Raw genomic sequence first — 17,410 nt, forward strand, 5'->3', positions numbered from 1 at the left:
GACGATTTCAGTTTGCCCGTGGCGTGCTCACCAGAACCGCCGCCGCATGGTTCGCGGCCTCGATTGCGGCACGAATTCCACTTCCACGCGCGAGTTCTGAGGCGAGAACGCCGGTGAATTCGTCGCCGGCACCATGGGTGCTCACCAGTTCCACCTTGATCGCCTCGATCGAGAACGCATCACCTTCCCGGGTCGCGCAGGCGACACCATCGCCGCCCGCCGTCACGACCACGACGGGGAATTTCGCCGCGAGCAGTTTCGCGGCATTCGCGGCACCCTCGAGTGTGTCGACAACTGGAAGCTCGGCCAACTGCTCGGCCTCGATGGCGTTGACCACCAGGACATCGACCAGTTGCTGCAAATCGGCCGAGAGAGGTCGCGCGGGCGCGGCGTTGAGAACCACTGTTCCGCCCGCGACCTTCATGGCCTTGGCCGCCGAGACGTTGGCGTGATCAGGCACCTCATTCTGCAGGACCAGCAGCGCTCCGTCGACGAACGCCTTCGAAGCTGCATCCACATCCACTTGTCCCAACATCAGATTGCTACCGGAAACGATGACCGCGCCGTAGTCGCCTTCACTGTCGAAGATTGCGACGCTCATGCCGCTACCGACCCCGGTCACTTTCTTGACGAAGCGATGATCGACCTTGCTGCGGGCCAGGTTGTCGGTGAGGGCATGGCCGAAATCGTCGTCCGCGACCGCACCAATCATCGACGTCGGTATCCCTGTCTTCGCTGCCGAGACTGCCTGATTGCCACCCTTGCCGCCGCATTTCGGGTGCCAGTGATCCCCCGTCACGGTTTCACCCTTCCGAGGACGTGCCGGGCCGTGCACCATGATGTCATAGTGCAGGCTGCCGAAGACGACGACGGAGGGTGATGCGGAACTCATGGAAGCCTGTCCTTGCGTTTGGATGCGACGGCGGACATCGTCTTCTCGAGATTTTTCTCCGCCGTCTGATAGTTTCGCTGCGCGACGGCCATGAAGAGCGCGTCGAGGATGTTGAGCTGGGCAATCCGGGCTGCGGCGTTCTCGCCCATCAGAGGCGATCCTTGCGCGGTGGAACACAGAACGATGTCGGCGATCTGCGCAAGCGGCGATCCACCGTAATTCGTGACGGCGATCGTTCGCGCCCCCGACTTCCGCGCGAGCTGGATGGCGTCGATGACAGCGGTCGTGTTCCCGGAATGGGAGAAACCGATCGCGATGTCGTCGGCTCCGAGCAGCGACGCCGACATCAGCATCATGTGCGAATCGTCCTGGACATTGGCCCGCACGCCGATCCTCAGGAACTTGTGAGCCACGTCCCTGGCAATCTGTGCCGAACCACCAACCCCGTAGAAATCACGTTGCCCCGCCTTGGCGAGTATATCGGCGGCGCGGTCGAAACCGTCGACGTCCAGGATCGCGAGAGTCTCCTCCAGCGCATTTATCGACGTCCGGAAGACCTTCTGAATGATCTCCCTCGAACTGTCATCGGCTGACAATTCCTGATGCATTTCAGCGGTAGGAAGCCTGTTGTAATTCGACACTGCAGTGCGGAAATCGCGATAGCCGCTGAAGCCGAGCTTCTTGGTGATCTTGACCACCATGGCCTCGGACACTCCCGCTTCCGCCGCCAGATCCTTGAGAGCGGTGTCCTCGGAAAAATCCCTCAATCCGAACACCGTCTCCACGACACGCGCCTCCAAAGGGGTGAGCTGCGGCATCATCATGCGGATGCGCGGGCCTACCGCCTTGGGATCATTTGCAGAATTCATCCTCTACCCCTTGTGACGCGATCGATCATCATCGCGACCAGGATAATAAGACCAGTGGCCAGAAGTTGGTAGAAGGCCTGGACATTCATCAGCGTCAATCCATTGCGCATTGCGCCGAGGATGATCGCACCGAGGATCGTGCCGATGACGCTGCCCTTGCCGCCCATCAGAGAGGCCCCACCAATTGCGGCGGCCGCGATCGCGTCGAGTTCCCAGAGATTGCCGAGGATCGGTTCGGCGGCACCCAAGCGGCCGACCAGGATCATCGAGGCCAGGGCAGCGAGGACGCCCGAAATCACATAGGCGGTGATCTTGGTGATGGCGATCGGTACGCCGGCGACATAGGCCGCTTCTTCATTGCCGCCGACAGCGAGCAGGTATTCGCCAAGCGGTGTCTTCTTGAGCAGCACCCAGGCGAGCAGGGCGACGACGGCGACCATGATAACCGGAATGGGAAGGCCGAGCAGGGAGCCGTTGAACAGCGAACGGAAGCCCGCGGGCACACCGAGAACCGGGTTGCCGCCCGTGTAAATCAGCGCAATGGCGCGATAGGTGCTGAGAGTGCCGAGCGTGACGATGAAGGGCTGAAGGCCCGCATAGGCCACGAGTACGCCGTTGATGAGACCGCAGATAGCGCCGATCGCGAGGCCGGCCAGGATGGCGAGCGGAACGGGAACGCCGGCGACAAGCATCGTGGCCGTAATCACGGCAGAGATCGCGGCCGTCGGGCCGACCGAGAGGTCGATGCCACCGGAGATGATGACGAGCGTCATGCCGAGTGCCAGGCAGGCGTTGATACTCGACTGCTGAAGGATGTTGAGCAGGTTTCTCTGCGAAAGAAAGTCGGGTGCCAGCAATCCGAAGATGACGACGATGGCGATCAATCCAATGAGGGTGCCCGCATCGCGTACCGAGAACGATCCGAACAGTTTGGAAGTGGGCGCCCCGGCATTCTGGGTCGTGTCAGACATGGATATGTTCCTGTAGGTCATGCCGCACCACGGCGGTTGTCGGCCTTCCCAACGGCGTGGGAAACGATGGTTTCTTCGGAGAGGTCTTCGTGGCCGAGTTCAGCCACAACAGCGCCGTCGCGCATGACGAGCACGCGGTCGGAGACCCGCATCACCTCGGGAAGCTCGGAGGAGACGACGATAATCGAATGTCCCTCGCGAGCGAGATCTTCGATCAGGTGATAGATTTCGGATTTCGCGCCGACATCGATGCCGCGCGTCGGCTCGTCGAACAGCAGGATGCGCGATCCGGCCGCCAGCCAGCGTGCGATGATCGCCTTCTGCTGGTTGCCGCCGGAAAACAGTCTGATCTGCCGGTCGAGCTGGAAGGGTCGCAGGTTGACGCGCTTGAGCAGGTCTTCCGCCGTCCGCTTGAGTTTCCGATGGTTGATGATCCCGGCTTTCGAGAAGCGGTTCATCGAGGGCAGCGCCATGTTCATGCTGACGGACCGGCCTGGAATGATGCCTTCGCGTTTGCGCTCCTCGGGTAGCAGCCCGATGCCGGCAGCGATCGCTGCACGCGGATTGGACAGCGTCAACGCCTTTCCATCGACGTTGACCGTGCCGGAGATAAGCTTGTCCGCGCCGGAAAGTGCGCGCAGGAGCTCGGTGCGGCCCGAGCCGACGAGCCCTGCGACGCCGAGGACTTCACCCTTGTGAAGGTCGAACGAGACGTCGCGGATACGGTGCGTCGAAAGATTGCGGACCTCGACACTCACGGTATCTGTGGTGTGGGAATGATGCTCTTCAGTCAGCAGCTCGCGGCCAACCATCATCGCGATGACGTCGTCGGGTGAGGTCGTTTTTAGATCGATGCCGACGCCCACGACCTTGCCGTCGCGCATCACCGTGGCGCGCTGGCAGACCCGGAAGACCTCGTCCATCTTGTGGGATACGTAAATGATCGAGACGCCGCTCGCTGCCAACCGCTCGATGATCTCGGCGAGCCTCTCGAATTCGCTCGGCGTCAGGCTCGAGGTGGGTTCATCCATGGCGATGATCTTCGCCTTGTCGAGAAGCGCTCTGGCGATCTCGACGACCTGCCGCTGGGCGACCTTCAACGTCGAGATGGGAACCGCCGGATCGATGGACGGATCGATCATCGCAAGCGCCTCGGCCGCGCGCCGTTCCTGCTCACGGCGATTGACGATCATGCCGCCGAAACGGGTCAGGGAATGGCCGAGGAACATGTTCTGGGCTACGCTGAGATGCGGCACTTGCTGAAGTTCCTGGTGGATCATGGCGATCCCTGCCTGGCGAGCGCTGTCGGGCTTGCGGAAGTGGTGCACGGTGCCGTCGACTTTGACTTCGCCTTCCGTTGCACGGAAGACACCGGACAGAATGCGCAGCAGAGTGGACTTGCCTGCGCCATTCTCGCCGAGCAGGGCGTGGATTTCACCCGGGGCGACGCTGAACGAAACGTCGGACAATGCCTTGACGCCCGGGAAAACCTTGGAGATGCCTTCGAAAGCCAGTCTGGGAGGTGCCATGACAGTCCAACCTTTGAGGTGCGGACGGCCGGCTGGGCCGGCCATCCTGCCTTGGGAAGCGTTTACTTTCCTGCGGCCTTCATCAGCACCGAGCGAACGTCGCCGCCCTGGTAGTCCTTGATGTTGTCCTTGGTGATCAGGGCCTGCGGGGTTGCGACCACGCGCGGCAGCTTCTGACCGGAGACGAGCCGCAACGCGACTTCCATCGCCACCTCGCCCGTCAGGACCGGGAAGCTGTCTACGGTGCCCGTGAGTTCGCCGGCTTCGATCGACTTGTAGGCATCGGAAATGCCGTCGGTACCGAAGACGACGACCTTGTCCTGCAGGCCGGCGGCCTTCACCGCCTCGACAACACCAAGCGCCATGCCGTCATTGTTGCAGTAGAAGCCGACGAGATCAGGATGCTGCTGGAGAATGTTGGTTGCGGCGTCATAGGACATCTGGCGATCCCAGTTGCCCGGAACGCTGGCGATCACCGTGAACTTGCCGCCCTGTTCGATCGTGCTCTTAAAGCCATCGGTGCGCTGCACGGCAGCATAGACACCGGCCTGGCCCTCGATGATCGCGACCTTGCCGCCATTGGCGCGGTTTTCCATGAACCACTTGGCGACCCGAACGCCGTTGTCACGCTGGACGTTGCCGACATAGTGCTCGGCCTGCGGGATCACCGCATCGTTGACGTTGACGACCGGTACGTTGGCGGCTTTCGCCTGTTCGATGACCGGCTGCAGGTTGGCATCGGTCTGCGGCGAGACCAGCAGCACCTTATAGCCCTGAGTGACCATGCCCTCGGCGATCGTCAACTGGCCGAGCTGGTCGCCCTCGCTTTGCGCCGCCTGATAGGCGACGGTCACGCCGACCTTGTCGGCGAACTTCTGATAGCCTTCGCCGAGCGAGCGCCAATATTCATTGGTGAGCGTCTTGGAGACGCCGCCGACCTTGAGGCCTTCGGGCAGCTTCGGCAGCGCACCGAGTTTAGCGTCGAGATCGGACCAGTCCATGCGGTCCGCTTCTGAATCCGAATTGAGCGGCTTCAGTTCCTGCGCTGACGCGATGCCAGCGCAAAGGGTTGCGGCGAGAGCCGCAGCAAGAATTGTCTTCATGTTTTCCTCCCGGAAAGTTGGGGTGGTTCAGTGCTCCGCGCCGAACATCAGCTCCTGAACGATGGCCTGCGTGGATACGGCGTCCTGTCGGTCAATCGCGCTCGCGAGGCGATTGTCCTGCTCGAGGCGGTCGACGACCTTCAACATCCGTTGGACGGTCTGGATGTTGACCTCGCATTCGTGAACCGGATCGAGGCCGGTCATATCGGGGAACGTGTCGAAATAGATCGCGCCGTGGTAACCATCCCGGCGTATCTGGCGGAGTAGCTCGATCGTTTGCAGCGTGTGCACCGCGCCGACCATCAGACCGTCATCGCGCTTGGCGTAGCCGTCGTTGAGATGGACGCCGAGCACGCGGCTGTGACGGGCAATCAGTGCTGCCGCAAAGGCGGGCTGCTCGTCGGCATAGAGGACATGGGCGAAGTCGAGCGTGACGCCAAGATTGGCAGCGCCGACCTCCTTGATAGCGAGCAAAGTCGTGGCCGCATCCGGCATCAGGCTGTAGGACCGCGGCTCGTTCGGCTTGTACTCAATCGAGATCAGGCAATCCGGATCATGGGCGCAAACTTCACGGATTCCATCGACTTCGTGTTGCCACATCTTCGCGTAGTTCGCCTGAAAGGCATAATCGAAGCCATCTTGCCCAAGCCAGATGGTCATCAGATTGGAACCGGCTTCGCGCGCTGCATCGATGCCCTTCTTCGTCAGGTCGATCGCTTCACGGCGGACCGTTTCGTCGGGATGGGTGAAAGCACCAAGTTTGAAGGCGGGGTTGCTGTAGTAGCGCATAGCGAAGCCGTTGATCGAAAGGCCGATATCGCCAAGTTTTCGAGCCAGTTCTGCCGGATCTTCGTTCATGTGATCCGGATAATTGAGATCGAGGTCGGTAAGGCCCTTCACCTGGGCGGCGCGCTCGGCCATCTGCATGACGGAGGGCTTCGACGACTGGCCGGGCCATGCGATATGGGAAGCGGAGGCGAACGAATTTAGCCGGGTGGCAAAGCGTGTCGGGTTCAAAGGATCATTCCAAATCTGTGAAGTTGTGCACTACTTCACAGATTAATAGGTATTTGTAAAGTCTAAAATGTAACGCTGTGCAGAAAATTGGTGCGGGCAGAATTGGAACCCACTTCGCATGAGCAACCACCTGGTCGCAGAGCCGTTCTCGAAATTGACCTCACCTTGAAGATATCCGAACCATCGACCGCGTTCTTGAAAGTTGAGGATTTGGCCAAAGGGTGCCGAGGCTGCGATCTTGCCCTTCCACTGCGGCGGAATCACTGAGCCGGCGAGAGCAATATGACTGTTGGGACGTATGACCGCGTTACCGACCACGGTCTCGCGTTAACAGCGGAAGCTGCTGAACCGCAGCATGCGCGCCGATGAACAAATAAGGCGTTTTGCACGCTTAAACGCTTCGGTATACCTCACAACGCGCCCTGCGGCGACGGCACGCCAACGCGAATGGTCTGCGAAAAATTCGGCGAAAGACCGTCGTCGTGCGCCCTTGCGGCTATGTGTGCTGCCGACCGCAATTGCGACAAGGGAACCGAGGTATCGAGCGCGCCGCGGTCATAGGCGTATTCCGGCAGGTATCCGTTGACGACGAGGCGCCAGTCCGTCGGCACGACGTCGCCTGCGACGCGCATCATCTTGACGATGGTGGTCGTGCAGTTGGTCGTCAGCGAATTGTAGAAGGCGGGCGTGACTGCGAGCGCGTTTGCGTCGGAGACATACTCGCGCAGAAGAAGCCTCGCAGCCGCCGGCGACGCCTTCAGGCGGTAGATCTGGACGTCCTCACCGCGAAAGTTGGCGCGCAGGCCGATGACATCCCTTTCGTCTGCGGCGAGGATGACCAGAGGACTGTTTTTGAAGAGGTCCGCCAGCGGTGAGAACGCACCTCCGGAAAGGCGACGCACTTCGATAGACCATGCCAGATAGCGACCGTCGTCGAAGCCGAAGCTCATAATGACGTGTGCGATGGTCGGACCTGACCAATAAGACATGAACATGTCGACGCTCTTCAGCGCGTTCAGGTCGTAACTGCGTGTCGTCCATCGTTCTGTAAAGTCGGTGGCGCTGCGCCACTCGAAATCCCGGACATTTGTCAGCGTCAACAGATCACCGTCGAATTCGCCGGTGACCTGACGAGCGACCTCCGGAGCCCACGCGCCGTCTGCCTGCGGCTTGATCGTGCTCCACCAGAAGAGGACGATGACGAATGCGGCCGCAAAAGCGAGGACCGCGCGAAAGCGCCTTCTGCCAAAGAGCGCCACGATGACCCAGGCGCCAAAAAGCCCGAACAGGATGGCGCTGGCTTGCCTGCCGACCTCGGGCAATGGCAAGCGGTACCAAAGTGCGAGCGACGACCAGGCCGCTGCAAAGGCGACAAGCAACACAAGCGCTGCAATGACGATCGCACGGACCGGTCGAACCATTTTGCTTTTCCAAACGAGTTTGAAACGTCCGTCCTGATCATTGGACCTTATCGGTTTGCGGACGCGAAGCCCAGAACCTATCCGAAGCGACGGGGGTCCGGATCCTCCATTTTGGTATCGCTTGAATTCCGCAACTGGCAGCTTGAACAGGGCGGGTCCCACGATAGCAAGCCGACCGGCGATCCGGCAACAAACCTGCCTGGACGATCGGTTCCTTCCCCTACCCGAAAGGACTATCCGCAACCAGGACTGTTGCGAGACTGGTCGCCAGTTCATACGTTCTGCGATCCATCCTCACAGGAGTTGAAGATGCATATCGACCTTACAGGCAAGACCGCGCTAGTCACGGAATCTACCGACGGCATCGGCTACGCAGTCGACGGTCTGCGCCAACCGCTTTTCAGGCGTCAGCCATATGGCGGTCCTATTTCGCTGCAATCTCTGTTGTCAGCGGCAGGCGGTTAGCAGAGCCTAGCAAAGGAACCCGGCCAAAGCGGTTTGCCTGCGTGTTTGTCACCACCTACCGCTCTATCGGCAGGCCCAGATTGTGAGCCGCCAGGGTATCTATTTCGACCGCTTAACACTTGCCGATTGAGTTGGCTGGCGGCATTCCAGTTGCGCCCGGTCTTCAACGCTTCAGAGCCAGCTAGATTATGCTCTGGCCCCCGTCGATATTGAGCGTCTGGCCTGTCGTGAATGCGCTTTCCATCGCGTGAATGTAGGCAGGGGCAATATCGGCTGCAGTGGCGATCTTGCCGGATGGCAGGCGCGCCGGCATCGCTTTGAAAAGGTCGGGTTTCATATCGCCCGCGAGTTGCTCGAACATCGGCGTGTCGACCCAGCCAGGTGAGACCACATTAACGCGCATCGTGGCCGATGACGGAACGTTCCACTCGAAACCTGTGAATTCAATGAGGAACAGTCGACCCAACACGGATTTCCGAATAATCCGGTTCAGTCGGGACTAACCCGAGGCCGCGTAATTTACTAGTTAGCGTCGGAGCAATCTTCCTGCAACAACCTCACGTTCAGCATGGTCTCTCTCACCTCCTCATCCAAACCGGCGCTTTGGAAATGTGTCGTGTTCGGCTAAGACCAGGCTTGCTGGCGGGGAGCCGCTGCAGTCGCCCGCAATAATTGCCGAGACATAAGCAAGCGCGTTCTTCATCCCGTTCATGGTGTAGGGCTTTTCGATCGCACCGAGCGCACCGGCAAAATCTTCGGGGATCCTTTTGATGTTGCCACTGACGAACACATAGGGGATGCCTGCTGCTGACAGTTCGCGGCCAACGTCGATGCCGGTCGGTCCGTCCATCAGATGAATATCGACGAATGCGAAATCCGGTTTCGACTTGCCAATCTGCTCGCGCGCCTGGATGCTGCTCATGGCAAGACCCGTGACCTGATGGCCAGCCATTTCCACTTCGCTTTCGAGCTCCATGGCGAGCAACATTTCGTCTTCTACGATCATGACTTTCAATGGGCATTCTCCTCGTGGTCGCCGACCAGTATCACAACCTCGACAACTGTTTTCCTGCCATCCTGCGTTCGTTGGACTTTAGCGTCGAGCTGAGACGCTGCCGCCTCAAGCAACATCCGACCAAGCTCGGCACTTTCGCGACCGGGCTCTACAGGTTCGGACGTATCCTCGACGCGGATGAGAAAGTGACCATTCAGGCGTCGGACAATGACATGAATGTCGCCGCCACCGTCACTCAAGCCCCGACGAACGGCGTCGCCGATAAGTTCGTTGACGATGAGCGAAAGCGGGGTGGCCTTTACTGCCGGCACAAGCAATGGCGATAGATCGAGCGAGAGACGAATATCCTTGCGGCCGGTGGCGTCCACCAAGTCTGTGACGAGCTCGCGGGTAAATTCTGACATATCGAACTTTGATACGTCATCAAGTGTGAACAGTTTACGCTGGACCGTGCTGAGGGCCTCGATGCGGTTGAGCACCGACATGAGCGTTCGTTTCTGCCTATCGTCTTTGGTGATGCGGGCCTGCATCTTTACAATCGACGCTATCGTAAGGAGGTTGTTCTTTACCCGATGATCGACTTCATGAACAAGCAGCGTGCGAGCGGCCAGTGCCGAACTAAGTTGGGTCGTGTGTCTTGCAACCTCAGCCTCAGCTTGGTGACGGGCCGCCGCCAAGTCTGCTTCCCGGCTTTTGACATTGGTAAAGTCGAGCTGAGAAGCAAAGAAATAGACAATCTTTCCAGCTTTGTCGCGAACCGGGCTGATAAACACGGCATTCCAGAACATGCTGCCGTCTTTTCGGTAATTGAGAATATCGACTGCAACATCCTCACCTGCCGCGATCCTCTCTCGGATCTTCGCCACGGTCTCTTTGGAGGTTTCTGGCCCCTGGAGGAACCGGCAGTTGCGGCCGATTACCTCATCATCGCTATAGCCTGTCAGCTTGCGGAATGCACTGTTGCAAAAGATAATGGGATTGTCGTGTTGATTAGGGTCGGTCACGATCATTGGCATGCGTGTCGCCTTGAAAGCCGCCGCGAATGGATCCTCGCTCACGTGGCCGGCGACGAGGCGATTGCCGGCATCGAGGGCATCGGTTCGATATTGATCCTTTTCTCGCATGAGTCTCAGCCGTGTTGTTCCGCGAAAGAAGTCGCGACAGATGAATTGGTTCCTTGAAGGCGCGTCAATGTGAAGGTAGCAGGACCGCCTCGATCTGGCAGATCACCCCACCGGGATCGTAGATGATCGTCGATTTGCCGTTCATTTCCGCAGCCAGCAATCGTTCAACGAGCCGAGAACCAAAACCTCTCCTTGTTGGAATTGCAACGTCAGGTCCACCGCTTTCCTGCCAACGGAACTGGAGACTTCCGGTGTCCATATCGTAGTTCCATTTGATAGAAACGATGCCTGTCGGCACTGACAGCGCGCCATATTTGGCGGCATTGGTGCCGAGCTCGTGAAGGGCAAGCGAAAGGGACGCAACAGCCTTCTGATGCAGCAAGACAGGGGGCCCGGAAATATCGAAGCGTTCAGAGGGATAAGGGGCCACCGCCTGCCCCACCACCGCCGCTAGTTCGGCGCGCTGCCAATCACCTTGCGCCAGAAGGTCGTGGGCATGCGCCATGGCCGACAGGCGCGCCTCAAATGCGGCGACCGCTTGTTGCGCCTCGATCTCCTTCGAGAATGTCTGTCGCGCGATGGCGGTCACCGTCGCGAACACGTTCTTCACCCTATGGTGCAGTTCGCCAACCAGAACCGCCTGAAGCTGCTCTGCCTCCTTCCTTGCGGTAATGTCGTGAGCAATCTTGGAGGCGCCGACAACCTTTCCCGCGCTGTCGTAGATAGGTGACACGCTTAGAAGTACATCGACGAGACGACCATCTTTGCGCCGACGCTTTGTTTCATAGGGTTCCACCGCCACTCCGGTCTTGATCCTGTTCAACAGCACTGGTTCTTCAGCAAGCCGATCATCGGGGACCAAAATCAGGACGGACTGCCCGATAATCTCCTCGGCCGCATATCCATAAAGCCTTTCAGCCGCAGCGTTCCAAGCTGTAATCGTCATCGCGAAATCAATGCCGAGGATCGCATCATTGGAAGACGCTATGATTGAGGCCAACTGCTGTTCGACCTGTTGGACCTTTTTACGCTCGGTAATATCCACAGAGACGATAGCGACCTGATGGATCCGGCCCTCGCTATCCCGCAGAGGCGAAACCGTATTGTTGACCCAGACGAGGCTTCCATCCTTTCTGATGAATCGCTTCTCCATATCGAAGCTTTCGCCCGTCTCTGCCAGACGGGTAAACAGTCTGGACTGCTCGGCCATATCATCGGGGTAGGTAATCTCCTTGATGTTTTTGCCGAGGAGTTCCTGCTCCTCGTAGCCGACAATCTCGCAGAATCGATTGTTGACGTGCAAAATCTGCCCCTCCAAACTAGCCTGCCCGATCCCGGCGGCAGACTGCGACACCACAGCCCGCAGCCGCTGCTCACTTTCCTGCAATGCCCGGTCAGCGCGAACGCGGTCAGTCGTCTCATTGACGATGCAGAAGACCCCGCGCACTATCCGCTCCTCATCGCGGATCGCGGAGTAGGAAATGTCGAAGTAAACAGTCTCAGGATATCCGTGCCGCTCGATGTAAAAAGGCCGGTCCTTGGCGGCCACCGTCTCGCCGGTCTCGAGCACCCGGCGCAAAAGTGGCTCAAGGTCATCCCAAAGCTCGCTCCAGTTCTCCTTTGCCGGCCGTCCAAAAGCCCTCGGGTGTCGTTGTCCTATTGTTGGCGCATAGGGCTCGTTGTAGAGAGCCACGAAGTCCGTCCCCCAGAACAAAACGATCTGCGCCTTCGAGGGTAGCATGATATTGACTGCTGCCTTCAGGCATGCTGGCCACTCTGACGGCGGGCCAAGGATAGACTGATCCCAATTGCCGCTCTCAATATGCCGCGAGATCTCGTCGTTGCCCCAAAGTACCTTCCCCATCCAACTAGACATCGCTACCCAACTCCAATCCGATGGCGCGGGCATGCGTGCCGCTTCCGTTTTGAGCCGAAACTTATGCCAGATTGCACTTCTGACAAGAGTTTTGAGCGTCTGGTCATGCGCGCGCGACCACCGTCGCTGAAGCCCGTGACCCTGCTTCTGCCTGGGGCAAGATCGATCGCGTCCGTCGTCAAGAGTATCGGTGACTATTGGAGCCGGCAGGATTGAACACTCCCTGGTGGCGGTCATTGAGGATCTCACGGGCGACTTCGGTTGTGCTCGGACTGTTCGGATTTATGTGCAGCGAGCATCGCATCCGGCTATCGAGCCTGCCGTCGCCAGTTGCGAGGAGGGAAACTGGCGAAGTAGAAACCGGGTGGCCTGGAGGCCCGTTGTGCGTCACCATGATTGAAGACGGTGTTGGCAGGACGGGCTGTTCAGACTTGAACCTGGACGGTTGCGGCGCCATTTGATGTCTGTTGCGGTCGCAACCTTGGTCTTTGTCCCCTCCCTCGCATCTCTTGTGGCGATATCTTGCTCGACAGTCGCGTGACCCTATTTTTCCCGGGCGGATCGAGTCAGCATATCGCTTCCTGGCCGCGGCGCAGGGGTATCGTGTGAGCTGGTTCAGCTTTGCCATCATCGCGACCATGGCGCTGGTAGCCCTCTGGGCTCTGGCAGCATCAAGCTGTGCCGGGTTTCTCAAGCGGGTCCAGAAAGTCGATTCCCACGTCCTCGAGATTGCCGCTGCGCACACCGAGCTTGATCGATATGGCGCCGGGCTTTGTCACAAGCAGGAGGCGGCAAGCGGCCTCGTCCTGATCACCTCCAACCTGGACGCGTTCGCAGCCAGACTTCTTGCTGCCCGTTCCGCCGGACGCAGCCTCGACCTCATGTACTATATGTGGAATGCGGACCTGACCGGAATGCTGATCATGCGGGAGGTCGTCGCTGCGGCCGACCGTGGCGTGCGTGTGAGGATCCTTCTCGACGATCTGGGTGTCTCCATGTCCGACAAGATCTTCCATGCGATCGACTGTCACCCGAACATCGAGCTGCGGCTCTTCAATCCCACAAAGGCACGTGAGAATATCCTGCTCCGCGGTCTTGAGATGGCCTTGCGGTTTCGAAGCGTCAACCGTCGCATGCACAATAAGGCGTGGATTGCCGATGGCCGCATCGCGATGGTCGGGGGACGCAACATAGGCGATCCGTATTTCGATGCCGGCAAGGACGCAAACTTCAGGGACTTCGATCTCGTGATGGTCGGCCAAGCCGTTGCCAAGACAGAGCGTCTATTCGATGACTACTGGAACAGTTCGGTTGCCGTGCCCGTGCGGGCGCTGCTGTCGCGTCGAGCCAACAAGCTGCAGAAGCTTCGCCACAACATGGAACGCCTTCACTTCGAACAGCGCGCCCAGCCATATCTTTATCAGGTGCGCGATAAAACATCGCTGAAGGACGCCATAACTGAGGACCGCTACATCTGGGTCCACAAACTCGACGTTCTGGCAGACCCCCCCGAAAAGGCGGCCGGGAAGCTGCGCAGCGGGCAAAACATGCTGATGGGAACGCTGCTGCCGGTCATCACGGGCACGGCCGAGTTCATCCATATCACCTCGCCGTACTTCGTTCCCGGCGAACGCGGCGTCGAGGCGCTGACGAAGCTACGCGACAAAGGAGTGAAGGTTTCCGTCCTGACGAACTCGCTTGCAGCCACCGACGTTGCCGCAGTTCACGCAGGATATTCGCGCTACCGCCCCGCCCTGCTGAAAGCTGGCATTGCGCTCTTTGAGCTGAAATCGATTGCCGACATGGGATCTTTCTCCTTGCGCGGTTCCAAGCAGGCCAGCCTTCACACGAAGGCCTTCGCCAGGGATGGAAAGTACGGCTTCATCGGATCTCTCAATCTCGATCCGAGGTCCGTATCCTTAAACACCGAAATGGGTGTTCTGTTCGAGTCACAGGATCTTGTCGAGCGAATGGACGCGATATTTGCCGTAGAAACCGATGCGGATCTGAGTTATCCCCTAACACTCGAAAAGGGATCCGTGCGGTGGCTGAAGGTCGTAGACGGGAAAAATACTCTCCTCCGAGACGAGCCGGATGCCGGGATTGCCCGGCGCGCGACAGCCTGGCTGATCAAGTGGTTGCCGCTCGAATCTCAGCTATAACCCTGACGACTGGTCTCGTCATGAGAGGCCAAGCTGAGCTGTGAGAACGCATGAGACACCCCGATCGTAGGGGAATGTGGTCTTGGACGTAAGCAAAGCTTTCATCTGGATCGTGGCCGGGAAGACCGATCAGCTCGTCAACAACCCGGCGCATGATTACCCGCGTGCGCTGCTCTCGGCCATTCCCCATCCCGACCCGCGCGACCGGCTCATCTTAACCGCTTCCGCCATGACCCACCCGTACGATTTCAGCCAATGGATAAGTCATGAAAATTACCGGCATCAAAATCATCGTCTGTTTGCCGGGCTGCAGCTTCGTCGGTCAAAATTTTCACCGATCAAGGCCTGACGGGTATCGGCAACGCCACGCTGAATGGCCGCGAAAGGGCCGTCGTCGCTTATCTACAGGATCAGGAGGTAAACACTCCGCCGGAGTCGACGGGATCACCGTGGACCGTGTCCGGCAAAGATGGGTGAGCAGGCCTTCCGATCGGCATTGCGCTGACGCCACACTTACTGGCAAGCCTACAAAATTTCTATTTACTATCCCCGGCGGCTGGTTTCTGTGCGTCCTGTTGATCGGCGAAGATCGACCATGAAGCGATAAACAAGGCGGCAATCAGGGGTCCAATGACAAAACCATTGATCCCGAAGAGCGAAATGCCGCCGACCGTTGAAATCAGCACCACATAATCGGGCAGCCGCGTCCCCTGGCCCACCAGTGGAGGACGCAGCAGGTTGTCGATGAGCCCTATGACAAATACGCCGACGAGAACCAGGATCGATGCTTTCAACCAGGCACCCGTGAGGACTAGCCAGATGGCGGCTGGAACCCATACGAGAGCTGCTCCTATTGCAGGCAGCATCGACATGAACGCCATCGTGACGCCCCACAAAAGGGCCGCCTCGACTCCCAAGGCCCAGAATGCCACGCCACCGATCGTTCCTTGGATCACAGCAATGATGATATTCCCCTTGACGGTTGCCCGAACAACAGCGGAAAACTTGTCGCGAAACTGTCGGGTATAGTCGTCATTCAGAGGGATTGCATGTCGGATCGACCGGCCGAGGTCAGCCCCATCCCTGAAGAGGAAGAAAAGCAGATAAAGCATGATCCCGAAGCTTATGAAGAAATGCAGCGTGTTCTGTCCAAAACTCAGCAGGCTCCCGGCGACCGACCGGCTTGCCTGTACGGCGCCTGATGAGATGTTGGCGCGAAGTTCCGCGAAGCCGCCAAGCTTCAATGAGTTCAGCCAGTTGTCGACGAAGCCGGGCAACGCATTCTGAATCCGGACCAAGTAGTCATTGAGGTCGATTTCGTTGCTGCTTATCCGTTGGTAAAGACTGGTGCCTTCCTGGATAAGGGAAACGAAAATTATCAACGCCGGCACGATGACGAGGCAGATGCATAGCAGCACCGTCAGCAGGGCAGCGATGCTGCGTCGACCCCCTAGCAACTGCGCCAGTCGCATGTGTACTGGAAAGAAGATGGTCGCAAGGATCACTGCCCAGAAGACCGCCGCGTAATAGGGGATAAGCAGCCAGATGAACGCGATCGTCACCACCGCTAGCATGACATAAAAACTCGTACGTTGGATAGACATGTCTGCCTTGTGCGCTGGCCAGTCTCCACCGCCGTTGTAGCGGGATTAGGCAAAAATTTCTCGTCGCAACCATAGCCGCGTCACCGCATAAGGCCAACGCGAATCCCACCTCCAGACGAACGTGGACCACCTGACTACCGCCATAGCCGCACCCGAGCCCGGACGGAGCGGCGCGCGGGCCACCGTCCGCCAGAGCGGCAGAAGTACGCGTCTCCAAGCCGTCAGCGGGCCCCGGTAAAGGCAGCCCTGGCCCGAGGGCTTATCGCGGAATGCCGCGATCGACTCATGAGGGGTAAGCACATTTATGGAACACCTTCGACAGTCTCGGGAGCAAGCTGCGCCTTTTCGCCCATATGATGGACTGCCGCGCGCAGCCCCTACGGATTGATGCTTTGACCCGCGCATATCCATTCGAAGATCCTGACGCATTCGTAAGGTCAACGACGAATACCCGCCAGCTGAAGAGCATGCTACTCCTCGGGCCGAGCCAGCACGAAATCGTGCTCTATCTGCCAGAACTTGCCTGAGAAACCGAGCTCGTTAGCGCGTACCGGATCCTCAACGTGCTGGAATTGGGCAAGCAAGCTCTCCTTCACACCGAAGACGGCGTCAGATTGGATGTACGGGTCGTCCGGATCGAAGATGTGTGTCGTGAGCGTCTCGAAGCCGTGGGCCTTGATGATGTAGTGCAGGTGGGCGGGCCGGTAGGGATGGCGACCGAGCGCACCCAGCAGCTTGCCAACGGGTCCATCGTCCGGGATCGGGTAGTACTTTGGCTTCACCGCTCGAAACCAATAGCGGCCGTCAGCGCCGGTCCGGAACACGCCGCGAAGGTTGAAGTCTGGTTGGATCCCCTGCTGCTGCACGTCGTAGAAGCCCTCGTCATTGGCCTGCCAGACGTCGATAACCGCATCGCCGATGGGTTGTCCCGCCGTATCAAGGATCCGCCCGCCGATCACCATGTCCTCGCCCTTGGCATCGAGGCAGATATTGGCGCCCATCGACAGTTCCGGCGCACCCTCGACATGAAAGGGTCCGAGCACCGTGCTTTCGGATGCGCCCGACGGTTTGCGGTTGTTGATCGCATCGACCAGCATCGAGACGCCGAGAACATCCGACAGCAGGATGAACTCCTGCCGCCACTCGTTGCACATCTGGCCGGTGCGCGTCATAAACAGGATCGCCTGCATCCATTCGTCCTGGTTCGGCTCAATCTCCTTCACTGCCTCGTGCAGCTTGCGGGTGACCACCTCCATGATCTGCTTCAGCCGCTCGTCCTTGGCGTTCTTGTTCCGGCCGGTGACGACCTCGACGGAGTTTTCTTCGGTGAAGAAGCCTTTCTCATGCGCGTCCATCATGATC

General features: G+C 59.0%; 15 protein-coding genes and 2 pseudogenes. 3 read left to right on the forward strand and 14 right to left on the reverse strand.

The window, feature by feature from the left end:
• Positions 1–7 precede the first annotated feature (7 nt).
• The 8 genes and pseudogenes from FHT79_RS29560 to FHT79_RS29590 form a co-directional block, all read right to left on the reverse strand.
• Positions 8–892: a ribokinase gene (locus FHT79_RS29560; RefSeq protein WP_028757176.1), complete on the reverse strand. Its 885-nt coding sequence runs from the start codon at positions 890–892 to the stop codon at positions 8–10.
• Entirely contained in the window at positions 889–1,761 is an 873-nt protein-coding gene (locus FHT79_RS29565) for a MurR/RpiR family transcriptional regulator (protein WP_028757177.1), read from the reverse strand. The genes FHT79_RS29560 and FHT79_RS29565 overlap by 4 nt, the downstream gene beginning before the upstream one ends.
• Entirely contained in the window at positions 1,758–2,732 is a 975-nt protein-coding gene (locus tag FHT79_RS29570) for an ABC transporter permease (RefSeq protein ID WP_028757178.1), read from the reverse strand. Before FHT79_RS29570 ends, FHT79_RS29565 begins: the two co-directional genes overlap by 4 nt.
• A gap of 17 nt (positions 2,733–2,749) precedes the next feature.
• The gene (locus tag FHT79_RS29575) at positions 2,750–4,261 is read right to left on the reverse strand and encodes a sugar ABC transporter ATP-binding protein (protein ID WP_028757179.1); all 1,512 of its coding nucleotides are present in this window, start codon (positions 4,259–4,261) and stop codon (positions 2,750–2,752) included.
• Between the two features lie 62 nt (positions 4,262–4,323).
• Positions 4,324–5,364, reverse strand: a complete 1,041-nt coding sequence (locus tag FHT79_RS29580) for a substrate-binding domain-containing protein (RefSeq protein ID WP_028757180.1) — start codon at positions 5,362–5,364, stop codon at positions 4,324–4,326.
• Between the two features lie 27 nt (positions 5,365–5,391).
• The gene (locus tag FHT79_RS29585; protein WP_049813449.1) at positions 5,392–6,381 is read right to left on the reverse strand and encodes a TIM barrel protein; all 990 of its coding nucleotides are present in this window, start codon (positions 6,379–6,381) and stop codon (positions 5,392–5,394) included.
• 260 nt (positions 6,382–6,641) lie between these two features.
• Positions 6,642–6,751, reverse strand: a pseudogene (locus FHT79_RS32295) (DNA-binding protein); the annotation flags it as partial.
• Positions 6,752–6,791: 40 nt separating this feature from the next.
• A complete protein-coding gene (locus tag FHT79_RS29590; protein ID WP_028757182.1) occupies positions 6,792–7,802 on the reverse strand; it encodes a DUF4105 domain-containing protein in 1,011 nt (336 codons plus the stop codon).
• A gap of 499 nt (positions 7,803–8,301) precedes the next feature.
• Between FHT79_RS29590 and FHT79_RS29595 the strand changes: the two are divergent.
• Positions 8,302–8,394: pseudogene (locus FHT79_RS29595) on the forward strand (transposase); the annotation flags it as partial.
• 54 nt (positions 8,395–8,448) lie between these two features.
• Here FHT79_RS29595 and FHT79_RS29600 read toward each other — a convergent pair.
• The 4 genes from FHT79_RS29600 to FHT79_RS29615 form a co-directional block, all read right to left on the reverse strand.
• Positions 8,449–8,733, reverse strand: coding sequence for an SDR family oxidoreductase (locus tag FHT79_RS29600; protein WP_028757183.1), 285 nt, complete (start codon positions 8,731–8,733; stop codon positions 8,449–8,451).
• A gap of 120 nt (positions 8,734–8,853) precedes the next feature.
• The gene (locus FHT79_RS29605) at positions 8,854–9,282 is read right to left on the reverse strand and encodes a response regulator (RefSeq protein WP_028757184.1); all 429 of its coding nucleotides are present in this window, start codon (positions 9,280–9,282) and stop codon (positions 8,854–8,856) included.
• Positions 9,279–10,406, reverse strand: a complete 1,128-nt coding sequence (locus FHT79_RS29610; protein WP_028757185.1) for a PAS domain-containing protein — start codon at positions 10,404–10,406, stop codon at positions 9,279–9,281. The genes FHT79_RS29605 and FHT79_RS29610 overlap by 4 nt, the downstream gene beginning before the upstream one ends.
• A gap of 64 nt (positions 10,407–10,470) precedes the next feature.
• On the reverse strand, positions 10,471–12,282 hold the full coding sequence (locus FHT79_RS29615) for a PAS domain S-box protein (protein ID WP_097544237.1): 1,812 nt from the start codon (positions 12,280–12,282) through the stop codon (positions 10,471–10,473).
• Between the two features lie 605 nt (positions 12,283–12,887).
• Here FHT79_RS29615 and FHT79_RS29620 point away from each other — a divergent pair.
• On the forward strand, positions 12,888–14,444 hold the full coding sequence (locus FHT79_RS29620; RefSeq protein WP_097544198.1) for a phospholipase D family protein: 1,557 nt from the start codon (positions 12,888–12,890) through the stop codon (positions 14,442–14,444).
• Positions 14,445–14,526: 82 nt separating this feature from the next.
• Positions 14,527–14,793: a hypothetical protein gene (locus FHT79_RS32465; RefSeq protein ID WP_281414623.1), complete on the forward strand. Its 267-nt coding sequence runs from the start codon at positions 14,527–14,529 to the stop codon at positions 14,791–14,793.
• A gap of 187 nt (positions 14,794–14,980) precedes the next feature.
• On the opposite strand, the gene FHT79_RS29630 is transcribed toward FHT79_RS32465, so the two are convergent.
• Both FHT79_RS29630 and FHT79_RS29635 read right to left on the reverse strand, forming a co-directional pair.
• Entirely contained in the window at positions 14,981–16,048 is a 1,068-nt protein-coding gene (locus FHT79_RS29630; RefSeq protein WP_097544197.1) for an AI-2E family transporter, read from the reverse strand.
• Positions 16,049–16,518: 470 nt separating this feature from the next.
• Positions 16,519–17,403: an intradiol ring-cleavage dioxygenase gene (locus FHT79_RS29635; protein WP_063476243.1), complete on the reverse strand. Its 885-nt coding sequence runs from the start codon at positions 17,401–17,403 to the stop codon at positions 16,519–16,521.
• Positions 17,404–17,410: the final 7 nt, after the last annotated feature.

It is taken from the genome of Rhizobium sp. BK212 (genome assembly GCF_014197475.1).
Taxonomy (GTDB): Bacteria; Pseudomonadota; Alphaproteobacteria; order Rhizobiales; family Rhizobiaceae; genus Rhizobium; species Rhizobium anhuiense.

Coding starts and splice junctions, on each gene's coding strand:
- FHT79_RS29570 (WP_028757178.1), bottom strand. CDS start 2,732: ATGTCTGACACGACCCAGAATGCCGGGGCGCCCACTTCCAAACTGTTC.
- FHT79_RS29565 (WP_028757177.1), bottom strand. CDS start 1,761: ATGAATTCTGCAAATGATCCCAAGGCGGTAGGCCCGCGCATCCGCATG.
- FHT79_RS29615 (WP_097544237.1), bottom strand. CDS start 12,282: ATGTCTAGTTGGATGGGGAAGGTACTTTGGGGCAACGACGAGATCTCG.
- FHT79_RS29635 (WP_063476243.1), bottom strand. CDS start 17,403: ATGGACGCGCATGAGAAAGGCTTCTTCACCGAAGAAAACTCCGTCGAG.
- FHT79_RS29610 (WP_028757185.1), bottom strand. CDS start 10,406: ATGCGAGAAAAGGATCAATATCGAACCGATGCCCTCGATGCCGGCAAT.
- FHT79_RS29560 (WP_028757176.1), bottom strand. CDS start 892: ATGAGTTCCGCATCACCCTCCGTCGTCGTCTTCGGCAGCCTGCACTAT.
- FHT79_RS29630 (WP_097544197.1), bottom strand. CDS start 16,048: ATGTCTATCCAACGTACGAGTTTTTATGTCATGCTAGCGGTGGTGACG.
- FHT79_RS29580 (WP_028757180.1), bottom strand. CDS start 5,364: ATGAAGACAATTCTTGCTGCGGCTCTCGCCGCAACCCTTTGCGCTGGC.
- FHT79_RS29575 (WP_028757179.1), bottom strand. CDS start 4,261: ATGGCACCTCCCAGACTGGCTTTCGAAGGCATCTCCAAGGTTTTCCCG.
- FHT79_RS29590 (WP_028757182.1), bottom strand. CDS start 7,802: ATGGTTCGACCGGTCCGTGCGATCGTCATTGCAGCGCTTGTGTTGCTT.